At 30.9% G+C, this 15,672-nt stretch carries 11 protein-coding genes and 1 tRNA gene; 8 read left to right on the top strand and 4 right to left on the bottom strand.

Features of this window, described 5'->3' with window-relative positions:
- Positions 1-5: 5 nt before the first annotated feature.
- Positions 6-542: a GNAT family N-acetyltransferase gene (locus tag ACTS9J_RS06780; protein WP_306822322.1), complete on the bottom strand. Its 537-nt coding sequence runs from the start codon at positions 540-542 to the stop codon at positions 6-8.
- Positions 543-912: 370 nt separating this feature from the next.
- Between ACTS9J_RS06780 and ACTS9J_RS06775 the strand changes: the two genes are divergently transcribed.
- The 8 genes from ACTS9J_RS06775 to ACTS9J_RS06740 all read left to right on the top strand — a co-directional run bounded on the left by ACTS9J_RS06775 (position 913) and on the right by ACTS9J_RS06740 (position 6,735).
- Positions 913-1,368 (top strand): hypothetical protein, encoded by a 456-nt coding sequence (locus tag ACTS9J_RS06775; protein ID WP_219034742.1) that lies wholly within the window; start codon positions 913-915, stop codon positions 1,366-1,368.
- 216 nt (positions 1,369-1,584) lie between these two features.
- Positions 1,585-2,172, top strand: a complete 588-nt coding sequence (gene pnuC / locus ACTS9J_RS06770; protein WP_219034749.1) for a nicotinamide riboside transporter PnuC — start codon at positions 1,585-1,587, stop codon at positions 2,170-2,172.
- A complete protein-coding gene (locus tag ACTS9J_RS06765) occupies positions 2,156-3,181 on the top strand; it encodes a hypothetical protein (protein ID WP_291046102.1) in 1,026 nt (341 codons plus the stop codon). The genes pnuC and ACTS9J_RS06765 overlap by 17 nt, the downstream gene beginning before the upstream one ends.
- 28 nt (positions 3,182-3,209) lie before the next feature.
- Positions 3,210-3,281, top strand: a tRNA-Arg gene (locus tag ACTS9J_RS06760).
- A 64-nt stretch (positions 3,282-3,345) separates the two neighbouring features.
- Positions 3,346-4,113 (top strand): sulfite exporter TauE/SafE family protein, encoded by a 768-nt coding sequence (locus ACTS9J_RS06755; RefSeq protein ID WP_448353063.1) that lies wholly within the window; start codon positions 3,346-3,348, stop codon positions 4,111-4,113.
- Positions 4,114-4,905, top strand: a complete 792-nt coding sequence (locus ACTS9J_RS06750; RefSeq protein WP_125350138.1) for a hypothetical protein — start codon at positions 4,114-4,116, stop codon at positions 4,903-4,905.
- 190 nt (positions 4,906-5,095) lie between these two features.
- A complete protein-coding gene (locus tag ACTS9J_RS06745) occupies positions 5,096-5,710 on the top strand; it encodes a deoxynucleoside kinase (RefSeq protein WP_038333632.1) in 615 nt (204 codons plus the stop codon).
- 71 nt (positions 5,711-5,781) lie between these two features.
- Positions 5,782-6,735, top strand: coding sequence for an EamA family transporter (locus tag ACTS9J_RS06740; protein ID WP_219034739.1), 954 nt, complete (start codon positions 5,782-5,784; stop codon positions 6,733-6,735).
- Between the two features lie 96 nt (positions 6,736-6,831).
- Here the strand turns inward: ACTS9J_RS06740 and ACTS9J_RS06735 are convergent, their stop codons facing one another.
- The 3 genes from ACTS9J_RS06735 to ACTS9J_RS06725 form a co-directional block, all read right to left on the bottom strand.
- Positions 6,832-8,100 carry an alkaline phosphatase family protein gene (locus ACTS9J_RS06735; protein WP_125350140.1) on the bottom strand — a complete coding sequence of 423 codons (1,269 nt, stop codon included), beginning with the start codon at positions 8,098-8,100 and terminating at the stop codon, positions 6,832-6,834.
- A gap of 76 nt (positions 8,101-8,176) precedes the next feature.
- Entirely contained in the window at positions 8,177-9,277 is a 1,101-nt protein-coding gene (locus tag ACTS9J_RS06730) for a serine hydrolase domain-containing protein (protein WP_448353062.1), read from the bottom strand.
- A gap of 265 nt (positions 9,278-9,542) precedes the next feature.
- Positions 9,543-15,614 carry an alpha-2-macroglobulin family protein gene (locus ACTS9J_RS06725; protein ID WP_448353061.1) on the bottom strand — a complete coding sequence of 2,024 codons (6,072 nt, stop codon included), beginning with the start codon at positions 15,612-15,614 and terminating at the stop codon, positions 9,543-9,545.
- Positions 15,615-15,672 lie beyond the last annotated feature (58 nt).

Here is a 15,672-nt window from a genome sequence, read left to right as displayed (position 1 = left end):
ATCAATTACTTAAACCAGTCAACTTTATTCAACTGATAAATAAAATTTAACTTTGGCTCTTCTCCAAAATATTCAATTTGTTCTTCTTTCACTTTTTTACAACCCAAACGCTCTACTGCAATTTGCGAACGTACATTATCAGCGCCAACATGTAAATAAATTTTGTCAACAAACTGAAAAATATAATCAAACATTAATTTCTTAACAGACGGATTAAAACCTTTTCCCCAACAATTCGTCGAATAAAACGTATAACCAACCAAAATAGATGAATCTTGCTCATCATAATCGTAAAAACGAGAGCTACCAACAACTTGATTTGTCTGTTTATCAATAATCTTGAAAGCACCTTTACTTTGAATTGCACCTTCGAAAAAATTCATAAAAACATCTCTTTTCCAACGATTTTTATTTGGGTGCTGTTCCCAAACTTTCGGGTCTGAAGCAGCTAAATAAAGCGCTTCAAAATCATTATCGTTGAGCGGTTGAAGTTCTACTAAATCATTTTCTAAATTGGGCTGAATATTTATCATTTGTTTCATTTAATACAATACTAATTTACATTTTTCTTATACGATATTCATTAAAAATGATAATTAATTCATTGAAAATTTTTACATAAACTTTCTTAAAATGAAATCAGATAACTAAACTCAAAAAACAATTGGACTTTTATGGGAAGTCTATGAAAAGAAGCAAATTCTAGAAAGATTTCAAAGAACTTAATTAAAATGACAACCGAAGGATATACCCTTAAAGTTATTAAGATTGGACAATTAGAACTCTATAACCACAACAAGTTTCATTCAGAATTTTGTAGACGCTTATATAAAAAGGCTTGAACAATTAACAAAATAAATCTTGAATTTTATTGATTATTATTATACGACTAACTAACTTCACAGAAAAAATATGTTTTTAAATTTTGAAGATAAAGCCAGTCTTATTTCTAAACTAAAAAGTTTAAAAGTAGATCAACAGCCAGAATGGGGAATTATGACACCTCAACACATGGTTGAACATTTGATTGTAACCACTAAAATTTCAAATGGAGGTTTAACAGTACCTTGTCGAATTCCTGCAGAGCAAATACCCCAATACAAATCCTTTTTATTAGAATCTGATCATGAAATGCAAAAGGGGATAAAAGCAAATGGAATGGAAGGTTTACTAGATTTACGTTACCATTCTTTAGAAGCTGCAATAGAAAAATTAGAACAAGAAATTGATAAATTCAATTCATATTTCACAGAAAATCCTGATGCTAAAATTGTCAATCCTGTTTTAAATGATATTGGATACGAAGATTGGAAAACATTTCATAAAAAACATTTTACACATCATTTCAAGCAATTTGGTTTGATATAAAAAATACAATAATCAAAAAAGCTTTCTCAGAACTGAGAAAGCTTTTTTGATTATTAATTAGGAAAACTCATCAAAACTTTTCATCTTTGCCTTTCAATGGGGTGCTAAAAAGCTGAGAATATACCCAAGAACAATTTTGTTCTATACCTGATCCAGATAATGCTGGCGGAGGAATTGATGTTAGCAATAACTTCTATCTCCTCATCAAAACAAATTATGATGAAGGAAATTATTTTACACACAACTTGGCTTGAATGGCTAGGTGTCACATTTTCTATTTTTCAAGTCGTATTGGCGAGATTCAATAATCCAAAAAATTATTTATTTGGAATTGCAGGAATTACATTATCGCTTTTCGTTATGTTCAATTCTAAGCTATATGCCGAGTTCACTCTTAATATTTATTATTTAGTGATGAGCATTTATGGTTGGTTATATTGGCAATTTGGACAACAAAAACACGAAATTGAAATTACGATAACCAACAAAAAAGAATGGGGAGTTGTCTCAGGAATTGTTTTAAGTAGTTTTACCATTTTTTATTTAACACTTACACATATCACCGATTCTGACGTTCCAATTTGGGATTCAATCGTAAGCGCATTTGCATGGGCTGGTATGTGGTTAATGGCAAAACGTAAACTCGAAAATTGGATTTTGTTGAATATTAGTAACATTATTTCAATTCCATTAATGATTCACAAAGATTTGTATTTATATGCTATTTTATCGTTGATTTTATTCTGTGTGGCGATTTCTGGATATTTTAATTGGAGAAAAATTTTGAATGAAAATAATGCTTGATATTCCCAAAATTCAAAAAGAATTATTGAATAAAGAATCCTTTAATCAAGTAGTTCTCGATCATATTTATACTCAAAATTGGTTGAATATTTGGGTTCCGAAACAATACAATGGACTTGGCTTACATTTTTCTGAAGGATTAAAAATTCTTCAATCAGTTGCTAAAATTGACGGAAGTTTAGGTTGGTTTATAACTCTTTGTAGTGGAGCAAATTATTTTTCTCGAAATCTAAAACCCGATATTGCTTATAATTTATTTTCATCACAAAAAACGTGTTTTGGTGGAAGCGGAATGCTTGGTGGAACTGCTGAAAAAGTTGGAGATAAATATATCATAAACGGTTTGTGGCATTATGCAACTGGCGCTCCTTACCTCACTCATTTTACATTAAATGCGAAAATAATCGAAGATGGAAAAGAGAAATTGGATAAAAATGGTGAACCAAAGTTTTTGTCATTTATTTTAAATAAATCTCAAGTTAAATTAATTTCAACTTGGAAATCAATGGGAATGGTTGCTACATCTTCTCATAGTTTTGAAGTAGAAAATGAAATCGTTCATCAAGATTATAGTTTTATTTATAATGAATTTTATAGTGATGATTTGGTCGAAAAAATACCTTTCCGAATTTTTGCTGATTTAACTTTATTGGTAAATTATCTTGGAATGGCAGAACATTTTATCGAAAAAAGTTTAGAGATTATTCAATACCAAAAACAAACTAATTTTGATAATTTCGTTATTAAATCAACTTCGAAAACTATTGAATTTGCTAAAACAATAGAAAATTTATTGACAAATAATTCTCCTATTTCAGAAGAAATCGAAACTGAAATTCATTCATTTGGAATAGAAACTGTTGAGAAAATCACTCAATTTATCATTGAAATTTATCCACAACTTGGAATTAAAGCTTCAAAAATAAATGAAGAAATCAATCAAATTTTCAGAGATTATTTTACCGCAACCCAACACCGAAATTTTAGACAAAATATTCAACTCAAATAGTCTATTTATCTATATTTGCAAAACTTTTGGCTGCGTAATTTAATGGATAGAATATCAGATTCCGGTTCTGACAGTATGAGTTCGAGTCTCATCGTGGCTACAATTTTTAATAATTCCTTCATTATTTATTATTTCTCTTATACATTTGCCAAAATTTTTCAGTTTTGGAAATCGAGATTTTATTCTATTTATGCATAGCAGCTTTTTGCGCTGGCTTCATCGACTCTATTGTTGGTGGTGGTGGATTAATACAAACGCCATTATCACTTGCTTTTTTACCTAATTTACCTGTTTCAACAGTAATCGGAACGCTAAAAATTCCAGCATTTAGTGGAACAGCTTTAGCAACTTCACAATATCTAAAAAAGGTAAAAATAGATTGGAAACTTTTCACGATTATGGCTATATGCGCATTTGTTTCTGCTTTTTTAGGATCACAATTGTTAACGGTTATCAATAATGATTTTATGAAGCCTGTTTTGTTAATCATTTTGATTGTTTTAGCCATTTACACTATTTTCAAGAAAGATTTTGGACAAGCAACCGAGCGTAAAATTCCTTACCACATTGCGATTATCAATGGTTGTATTGTGAGTATTGCAGTTGGTTTTTACGATGGTTTTATTGGTCCTGCAACTGGAACTTTCTTTATTTTGGGATTCGTAACACTTCTTGGTATGGATTTTTTGAAAGCTAATACTAATGCAAAACTGATCAATTTAGCAACTAATTTTGGTTCGATTTGTTTGTTTTTAATCAAAGGGCAAATTATCTGGAAAATAGCTTTACCAATGGCTATTTGCAACGCTTTAGGAGGTTTTATTGGAGCAAAATTAGCCATCAACAAAGGGAATAAATTTATTCGATACATATTTATTTTGGTAATCCTACTCTCAATTTGTAGATTTGGTTATGAAGTAATTTTCAAGTAAATGAAAACCATTTTTTCAATTATTTTTGTTTCTGCATTTATCACTGTTTTTTCTCAAAAGTTTGAGTTAAAAGATTCAGTTTTGATTGAAAATAGGACAATCAAATCAATTGATACTGATCTAAATAATTCGATTTATTTGATTTCAGATACTAGAATTGAAAAAATATTTCAGTCGAAAAAGAACAAAAGTATTGATCTCAAGAATATTATTACTTCAGTTGATGTCAATAATCCACTTCGAGCTTATGTATATTCAAATTTTAATCAACTCACTATTTTAGATGAAGATTTGAATCCTATTCAGGATATTGTAAAGATTAAATCAAACGATTTTATGCCAGCTGCATTAAAAGTTGTTGACACGCAATTTTGTTGGTTTTATGATTTAATCGGGAATAAAATTGTTTACTATAATTATCAGTTACAAAAACCAATTCTGACATCAAAACAAATTTATTTGAAGTATAATGATCAATCAATCGATAAAATACATGTGTACAAAAATTTGGTGTATTTAAAAGGTCAGAAAACAATTTATGTTTACGATGATTATGGAAATTTCAAATCTAATTTTGAATTTGACACCAATCAGCAACCTTTTTATTTTTATAAAGATGTTATTTTCTATATAAATGACAATAAGCTAATATCAAAAAATATTGTCAATCAAAATTTGACGACTTTTATTGATTTAGAAAATGTAAAAAGTTTTGCGTTTAGCGAAAAAAATCTTTATACTTTGGTCGAAAATAAAATTTACACTTATACTATTTTAAGTACAAATAATTAATAATAAACTATTTAATCAATTAAAACTAATTACTAATCCTTATTTATTTTTAATTTATAATTGAATAAAAATTCATAAATCAATCGGAATAATTTTTTTCTAAAAAAAGATTTTTCTATGAGTCGCTAGCTTAGATTTTGTTTTGAAAATTAAGCTTTAGTATATTTGCAAACGTTAAAATAATTGGAAAATGCATATCGCCATAGCCGGAAATATTGGAGCAGGTAAAACTACTCTAACAAACCTTTTAGCAAAACAATACAACTGGACAGCTCAGTTTGAAGATGTAGAAATGAATCCGTATTTGGATGATTTTTACAACGACATGGAAAAATGGGCGTTCAATCTTCAGATTTATTTCTTAGGAAGCCGTTTTAATCAAGTAAAAGAGATTAGAGAAAGCGGAAAAGACATTATTCAGGATCGTACAATTTACGAAGATGCGCATATTTTTGCGAGTAACTTGAACGATATGGGATTATTGTCTACAAGAGATTATAACAACTATTTGCGTGTTTTTAATTTGATGACAAGTTTTGTAGAAGCACCAGATTTATTGATTTATCTTAAAGCTTCAATTCCTACATTGGTTTCGCAAATTCAGAAACGCGGTCGCGATTACGAAAATTCAATTAGTATTGATTATTTGAATCGTCTAAACGAGAAATATGACAAGTGGATTTCGAATTATAAAGAAGGAAAAGTGTTGGTAATCGACGTGGATAATTTAGATTTTGTTGAAAATAAAGAAGATTTAGGATTCATTTTCAATAAAATAGAAGGAGAAATTAACGGACTTTTTTAGTCAGAAAAAATAAAGTAACTTGCACGGCTTGATTTTAAATTTAATCAGGCCGTTTTTTTGCGTAAAAAATTATGGAAAATAAAAGTATTTTGAAGGGAGTTTTGTTCGTTGCAATGGGCGCTAGCTTCTACGGAATGTTAGCAACATTTGTAAAAATTGCATACGATCAAGGCTATACGACTGCCGAGGTAACAACTTCTCAGTTTGTATTAGGAATTTTGATTTTGGGAATCATCAACTTATTTATGATGAGTAAAAAAGATTTACCAAAGATTGAACAAAAAGATAAAAAAAGGTTGATTCTTGCTGGAACTTCGTTAGGTTTCACAAGTTTATTTTACTATCTAGCGGTACAATATATCAATGTGTCAATCGCAATTGTATTGTTGATGCAAACGGTTTGGATTAGTATTTTGGTTGAGAGTATTTTGGGAAAACAATTTCCTTCTGCCAAAAAATTAATTGCAATGGTTTTGGTATTATTTGGAACTGTTTTGGCAACAAATTTAATCAACCAAGAAGTCGAGTTAAATCCTAAAGGATTGTTTTGGGGATTTTTAGCAGCTTGTTCTTTTACGACTACCATGTTTACATCGAATAGTTTAGCCAATTATTTACCAGCTTATAAAAAAAGTTTGTGGATGCTTTTTGGAGGTTCTATTATTGTGTCTCTATTTTTGTTTTTTAGCCAAATCGGACCTTATTACTTTGATGGTTTAATGAGCTTTTACAACAACTTTTCAAATGATGTAAATGGAATTCATGCATTCAATTTTAGCATTTTTTATACTTGGGGATTACCGTTGGCAATTTTCGGAACTGTCTTACCTCCTATTCTTTTAAACAAAGGTTTTCCGCACACAGGATTAGGTTTGGGAAGTATTGTTTCTTCGTTAGAATTACCCGTTTCAGTAACCATGGCTTTTGTGCTTTTACATGAACAAGTACTCGCAATACAATGGACAGGAATCGCCGTTATTATTTTTGCTATTATTATATCAAATCTGAATTTTAAGAAAAAATAAATTCAAAATGACGAATTCTTATAAGTCAATGAAAATTCAATAACAAAAAAAGCCAACTCTTAATAAGTTGGCTTTGTATTTTGAGTAAAATCTAAATTATTTCACCAAAATTTTATTGGCTAATTGATTTGTTCCATCAATTTTTTCTTGAATTGGTAAACCTAATATCTTCGCAAGCATTGGATAGATTTCTGTATTTGGAAAAACTTTAATCTCTTTACCAGACTTAATATTTGGTCCCCAAGCCATAAAAGTCGCTTTCATTTCTGGCGTTTCTTTTACATAAAAACCATGCGAACCTTTCGGTGCATTTTTGTTTGAGAAATAGTTTGGAGCATGTGCAATCAAAATAATATCTCCAATACGATTGTATCGATCATTCTTTTTATCAAAATGATATTTAGATGGGACATTTGTTGTTTTATACACTTCGAACGTATTATTCTGAACTGCTTTTATTTCTTTGTAAATTGATTCGATATCATTTTTATCTTTTACAAAAAGACTTACATAAGAACCATTTGAAGCAACTTGTACTTTTGATTCATCAATTTTAATTGGCAATTTCAATGGATTTTCATCATCAATTCTTGTCATTCCATGATCAGAAACAAAAACAAAATTCACTTTCAAACCTGTTTTTGCAACCTCATCATTCAATTTCTTGATTGATTGATCTACAAATTGTACAGCTTCCTTTGTTTCAGGTGCATCAGGACCAAAAGAATGCCCTGCGTGATCTACTTCCGGAAAATAAAACGTAATTAAATGTGGACGTTTTTCAGCTGGTAACTCCAACCAATTTACAACTTGCTGAATACGGTAATCAATTGGTGATTTTTCCGAATACTTGTACGAATACGTTGGGAACATACCATTAATAGGCGCTTCCGAACCTGGCCAATAGTAACAAGCAGCTAACATTTTGTTCTGTTCTGCAAGGTTCCAGATTGGCGTTCCTCCGTACCATTTCGGATTGATAACAGCATTTCTATTCCCCAACGAATAACGATCACCAACTTCTCTGTCTAACATATTATTTCCCACCAAACCATGATGAATAGGCGTTAAACCAGTTACAATTGTGTAGTGATTTGGAAATGTAACCGAAGGAAAAGACGGATACATAGCGTCAGCTTTCACTCCATTTTTAGCCAAAGCTAATAGATTTTTAGCTTCATGTTTTTGAGCATAATCATAACGAAAACCATCTACCGAAATCAAGATAACATAAGGTTTATCTTGTTGTTTGGCATCATTTACACGATTTTCGATTACGATTTGTTCTTCGATTTCTTGTGCATTTGCTGTAACTGAGAACGTTAAAACAATTGCAGAAAATATACTAAGTATTGATTTTTTCATGCCTCAAATTTAGAAAGTTTTATACTTAGAATGAATTAAAAAAATGTCAAATCTTATGAGAAAATTATTCAAAATTCTAACTCTTCTTCATCAACAACTTCTGAAATTCTTTTCCAATAAAAGGATTAATGATATGTTGAAACCCTTTTTGCAAGATAAAAACTGTAATTGTCGCATTAGTTTCTGGCGAATAAATCACATCTGTTCCCCACCAACCACCATGATAATAGGCATTGAATCCCATATCAAAATGATAAATTCCCAAACAATATTTCGATTGATCCGAAGGTAAAACATATGTTGACATCGAATCCAAAATTTGTTTATTCTGAATAATTTTCCCTTCAAACAAATACTGAAAAAACAGAGCCGATTCTTTCGCTGTCGAAGCTATTCCACCACCACCATACAAATCCCACGAAGGATCTAAATCATACGAATCCCACTTGTATTTATCTGCATATTGATGCGCAAGCGGAAGTGTTTTCGAAGGATATTTCTCCAAATCGATAAACCACGTTTGTGTCAAACCTAATTCTTTATACTTTAACAAATCTCGAATTACTTTGTAAAATGGTTGACGCGTTTTTTGTTCAATAATTTCTGCTAAAAGCAAATAATTGATATCACCGTAACTAAACTTTTCTCCTACTTTTTGTGGACTTCCGATTTCCATTGCTCGTTTTATTTGTTCCTCCTTCGTCCATTTATATTGCGGTCGCTGATTAACTAATTCAAAATACGCATCATCGACATAATCTTGTATTCCAGAAGTGTGCGACAACAAATGTTTGACTGTTATCGTATTCAAATCATAACCATCTTTTTCGAGCAATTGACGAGTCTTCTTAGACAATAAATTCTTGATCGATTGGTTAATTCTAACTTGACCTTTTTCTACCAAACGCAAAATTGCAGCAGCTACATAAGGTTTGGTATTACTTGCGATTAAAACCGGTTGTTGGCTGTTTAAAATTTCGTTGGTTTTAATATCCAAAACTCCTTTTGCATAACTCCACGAAATGTTTTGTTCTGGTGCTTCAACGTGAACAATAATTCCGACAGCGTTTTTATTTTTTTCGTAAATCGAATCTATTTTAGATTGAAAAATGGTTTGCAGCTGCGCAAATCCGATAAAAGGAATGAGTACAATATTGAGTAGAAGTCTTTTCTTCATTTAGTGTTATTTGATTTTAAAGATAAATAAAATCTTGAATTGTATTGTGATACGCTTAACGTTTTAAGTTGTACGTAATATGTTTTACAAAGTGTAAAATTCGAAACACTAATCTCGTAACTCACGCAACTCATAAATCAAAAGAAAGCTAAGCAGGAATTACTAAACTCTTGCTTAAGAGTTCACCAACTCTTAGGTATCTTTTAACCAAAATAAAGGCAAGATTAAAAATCTTGCCTTTATTATTAAACTTACAAGTTAAAATCTATTTAATTTCAACACGAATTCCTTCACTTTGCGCACTCAATTCTGGTGCATACATATTTTGCATCGATGTAATTCCGTTCGAGAAATTACCTGCATTATTCGCTTTCAAATCATATTCGAAAACATATGTTCCTTTTCTCATGTAATCCGAAAAGAAATTAGTTGCAGCATCTCTTGTGCTTTCGTAATATCCAAATTCGCCCTTCCATTTATAACCAGAAAGTACATTCACAGGTTCGAAACCACTTGCACGCATATCTTTGATGTGTACAAACTGCATGTTGCGATCAACAGAAATCTCTAATCGAACAGTTACAATATCACCAACTTTTATCGGTGTTGACGTTGTAATTTCTTTCAGAATTGGACCATTTGCAGAATTCGATTTAACAAACAATTTCTTATTGAATTTGATTCCAGTTTCGGCTGATTTTATTTTATCTAAATCTTCAAAATATTGCCAATACATCGCTCCCCAAGCAACACCAGGAGAAGTTTTTGAAACTTCAACTTTACCCATATCTGGTTTGATTTCTTCTTTGTTCCAAGAAGTTTTTACATAACCCGAACCAGCTTGCAAATTTTTATCTAAATCAAATTTCTGGTTTCCAACCTTCACTTCAATTCCTTTATCAGCATCTATCCAAGATTTCCCAAAATTCATTAAAGCATAAACCGCTTTAGTCGTTGCTTTTGTTGAATTCCACTGATTTGTTTGACGATTTTTCAATAACCAAACTTTCATTTCTTCTACCGATTTTTCATCTTTTGTTACCTCGTCAAACGCTTCGATTAACAACGATTGTGTTTCAACAGGCGCTTGATACCAAAACCAACCCGGTTGATTTTCTTTCCAATACATACCCATTTCGTCTGATTCTACTGCTTTTTCTTTGATAGAATTTACGACAATTTTAGCCATAGATTGCATTTGGAAACGATTCATCACAATTGCAGCCATTGCTTTTTGTTGCAACGATAAATCCAGTTTTGTATCGTTCAAATTCTTTAACATTGCCGTTTTCATTTCTTCCAACTCTTTCGACATTGGATAATCTTCTAAGAAAAACGAACGCGCATATAAATAATGTAAACCATCTGAATAAACGATATTCTTGAATGATTTTTGATCTTTCTTGAATTCTTTGAAACGTTTTAAATTCTCGTTATCAATATACTGAATTGCTTTTTTGATCAATGGATTTACATCAATTTCAAACGCTTTGAAATTAACGTCCATTTTCTTCATATTTCCGAAACCAGAAACGATATGCGTTGTAATATATTCGTTTGGACGACCTCCATCAAACCAAGCAAAACCACCGTTTGATTGCTGTTTATCTGATAATTTTTGGAAAGCTGATTTCATTTCCGTTTGCATTTGATTCAATTGGAATAAAACCGCAATTTGTTTCATTTGCTCTTCTTCGCTTTCCGCATTTTTCACCCAAGGCGTTTCTTCTAAAATGATATTTTTCAATTCTTGGTTCAACTGTAATTTTGATTTCAATTCACCTTTTTTGTTCCAATCATCAAAAACAGCTTTAATTTTTGGATTCGAATTAATAACTTTCTCCGAAATCATATTCCCATATAAACGCGAGAACACTTGCTCAGCGTATTCGTAAGGATATTCACGCAAATAAGGCAACGAGAAAATCGCATACCAAATTGGATTCGTTGTCATCTCAAACGTTAATTTGAAATTATCCAAAGAAGTCGATTTATTGTTGATCATATTTTCGAATTGGAACGATTTCTTTTGACCTACTTTCACGTAAATCGGCAACGTTTCTGTCACCATCATACGATTTGTCAAAATTGGTAAAGCCGATTCTTCTCCATCAGAGAAATCTCCAGCCGAAGCTACTACACGATAAACAACTGCTTGTACATTTTTCGGAACATCAATTGTCCATGTCACTTGGTCTGAATTTCCTCTTGCAACAGAGAAATTCTGAACTGCATTTGTCAACTTAAATTGCGCATCAATTGGTTGATTGGTAAACGCATCAAACAACATCAATTTCGCAGAACCGTTTAATACCTTATCTGATAAATTATTAATCTTAGACGAAACCGAAATTTGATCGCCTTCACGTAAGAAACGTGGCATATTTGGCACAACCATCAAGTCTTTTTGCGTGCGAACATTTTGCTCCAAATAACCTGTTTTAAGATCTGGTGTATGTGCAATTGCCATAAATTTCCATTCTGTTAAACTTTCTGGCGTAGTAAATTCTATAATAATATTTCCTTTTGCATCTGTTTTTAAGTTTGGATAAAAGAAGGCTGTTTCATTTAGATTTGTACGTGCTTTTACGTTGTCTAAAGCTGTATTTGCTCCTTTTTTCGTAGTAATCACCACTACTCCATTTGTTCCTCTTGCGCCATACAAAGCTGTCGCCTGTTCACCTTTCAACACATTTACGGATTGAATATCATTGGGATTGAAATTTGGTGCTTTATCATACACAACTCCATCTACAACGTAAAGTGCGTTTTCGTTTCCTTCTAAAGAACCTGCTCCACGAATTGTAATTGAATCTGCAGAACCTGGATTACCTGAAAGCCCTGAAACTTTTCCTTGTAATAAAAAATCTACTGATGCTTCTGGTAAAGCCATATCCTTCATTACAACTTCTCCCCCTCCTGTCTGACTTGTTGAAATTGGTGCTACAACCGATTTCTTCATTCTATTATTCATTCGATATTGGTTAAATTCAAAATCAAATAAATTAAAATCTAAACCTGCATATCCTCTCGCATAAAAATCATAATTCGTACGGTAATAAATTGGTCGAGATTGATTTGTTATATAAAATTGATATAGATTAAATGGATTATTTTTTCTTGGATTTATAAAATCATACACATTAAAATCTAACGAATTTGATGCAAACTGATCCAAAGAAGCATCATACATACTTGCTAAAACCTCAGCCGAAACTTTATCTTTGTTTGGACCTTCAATTTTTAGTTGCCATTTTTCTTTTGCGCCTGGAGTCAATTTATCACGTAAAACTTCAGCCGAAACTTTCAGTTGTTTATTGGTAAACGGAACTGCCAAATTAAGACTTCCTGTTTGCACATCATTGAATTTTGTCATGGCATAATTCACATAAATTCCACCGCGATATTCTTCTTTAATTGGAATTTCGACTACAGATTTTTTACTCAAATCCAAAAAACCTTTCTCAATAATTGTTTGATTCGCCTCTACTTCATAATACACAAATGTATTTTTAGAACCCGATTTGAACTCAATTTTTGCAACATCTTTTGGTTCGAAAGTCGATTTATTAGGCGAAACTGCTAAAAATGTTTTGATTTCATTTGCTTTCTTTTCATTCGAAACATAAATCAATTTATCTACCTCAACTTTTTGCGTTCCATCTAACACAAAACCTTTTACAACATAATAACCTTCTTCTAAATTTGAAGCTTGATTAAATTTAATTTCATCAGAAATTTTTGTATCAAAATCACTTTCAAAAACCTTTTGATTCGTTGTCCACGTTTTTGGATTCATTTCGTCACCATAAGGTTCATTCGGAAAGATTTTTTTGAATTCTTCTTTCAAATAAAAATTGTAATCTGTTGTAAATTTTTGACGACGAACTATTTCTTTTGGTGCATTTAACGAATAAATCTCGAAGTTTCCTTTACCGTCTAATTTTTCATCATTCAAGTTTTTCACTTCAATTTTGAAAGATTTTAAATCATCTACTTTAGTTTTCTCAGAAATAGCAATATTTAACGATATTCTTGTGTCTCCAACTTTTACGGAAGAAGATTCTGATTGCGTTTCTCCATTGATATCCGTTGCATTTACTTCAATAAAATAATTGTAGGTTCTTACCTCATCTTTCTTTTTCTCCGAAGCTGGTTTTGCTACAAATTCAAAGTTAAATTTTCCTTCCGCATCTGTTGTTGTATCTCCAAACGTAATTTCTTCTCGTTCGCCACGACCTGCTGGAATTGAGCGATACCAAGGCCAAAATGTAAAAATTTCTTGACGATAAACACGATACGAAACTTTTGCATTATCGATATTGGCACCAGAAAAAGCAATTGCCTTTCCTTCTACTTTTACCTTATCGTTTAAACTATAAACACCTTTATTTTTCTCGATTTCTACTTTGAATTTTGGACGTTTATATTCTTCCACTTTGAATGAATAATAACCGTCTTCATTAATAGCTCTGATCGAAAAGTTACCTGTTAAAGCAGAACTTGGCAAAATAAAACTTCCATTTACAGATCCAAATTCATTAGTTGTTAAATCTATTTTAGAAAGCTCTTTATTGTTAACATCATATAAAGCAATCGTCAATTTAGAATTTGGAATGACATTTCGAGTTTTATCTTTCGATGAATAATAAATTCCTTTGAAATAAACCGATTGTCCAGGACGATAAATCGCACGATCTGTGAAAATCTTGACAGAAGAATCATCATCTTCATCATCACGATTATAATCGTAGTAATACGTTGAATAAATAGTATGTTCGTCTTTCACACGATATTGAAGATTTCTCCAGCCCGAAGGAATTGTTATTATTCCATCTTTATCCGATGTTAAAGTTTTTGTTTCCTTTTTATTATAATTTGTCAAATTAGAAAACTCAACCGCAACATTACTTTCTGGTTTTCCAGTTTCACGATTCACAACCGACAATTTATCATTTAAAGAATTTATCGCATATTTCGAAACCATTACATCTAAATAATCAATATCGTCTTTTGTGTTGATTCTGAATTCAGAATTATTCGAAAAAAGGACAATATAACGACCAGATTTTAGTGGATTTAATTTAACAATTGTCGAATGATTTTGATAATCTTCAAACGATTTAACATCAATTGCATATTGATCAACAACCTTTAAACTATTCAGAAATTTTTGCGCTTCTGCAATTCTATTTTCGTTGTAAACATTTAACGCTTGTATTTTATCTTTTCCATCAAAACCTTCATTATAAGCGAAAATTCTCACAAAAACTTGCGACAAATTTTTATGCGTTAATTGAATTGGTGTATTCTGATTTTCGTTAATATATCGCTCTGCTTGTACACTTAATTCTTGCGATTTTATCTTCGAAACTAAATTATTTATATTCTCTAATTCCTCCGAATTTGGATAAAGCTTCGCAACTTTTTGTTGTAGTTCAAAAATCTTATTTACGTTCGCCAATTTATCTTCTTGCAAACCATAATAATCTGTCGCTAAAGTTGCATACACATAAGACGAATACCATGCTTTTGGATATTTTGTTGCTAAAAATTCTTTTTGTTTAATAATTTCTTGAACCGAAGTCGAACCTCGGTTTGAATCAATTAAAATCAATTCATTGTACAAAACAGCATTTTCGTTATTTTTTTGTTTATTAATCTCAACTAAATCAGAAAGCAATTGATTTGCTTTATCTTTTTCATCATTCTCATTCAGATAATTGATATAATTTCTTGCTAAAACATCATACAATGTTGGCGTTAAATCAAATTGTTGTTGCGCATTTTTCTTATCATTTGCAATATTCAAAATCATTTTATAATCTTGAGATTTTGCATTTATTAATTCATTTTTTGGTTGAATTGATTTCGAAAAATAATCATTAATTGTTTTCTTAAAAGTATCTTCTGTCCAAAATCTCACATCATTTGTAGCTTGATTTTCGACATTTGTACGACTATTGATTTTCCAACGATTTTCGTTGTAATACAATTGATATAACTCAGCTAAATATGAATAAACAATCGCATTATTTACAATTGATTTTTCATCTAAATCCTTTTTAAACAAATCAAAAACGAAGTTTACATCATCTGTTTCATCAGAAGTTGCGACTTTTATTTTTGCTTCATAAAACAAAGCTTTCAGATAACTTTGTTGATTATTTTGCTTTTTTGATAACGTTTTAAGTTCATCAATTTTTGGTTGGATAGATTTGAATTGACCATTTTGCATTTGTTGGTCAATTTCCTTCCACTTTTGATCAATCGTTGGGGATTGAGCCATAAGCATCGAATTGGTTAAAATTAATAATAAAAACAGTAGCTGTTTCATAGATTCTTTCTTTTATCAGTAGATGCAAGTTACGGAAAAATGGTTGGTTGAGGAAGTA

The organism is Empedobacter sp. ULE_I140 (assembly GCF_053482575.1).
The sequence above is the reverse complement of the archived record's forward strand: the minus strand, read 5'-3'. Positions and strand labels throughout refer to the sequence as shown.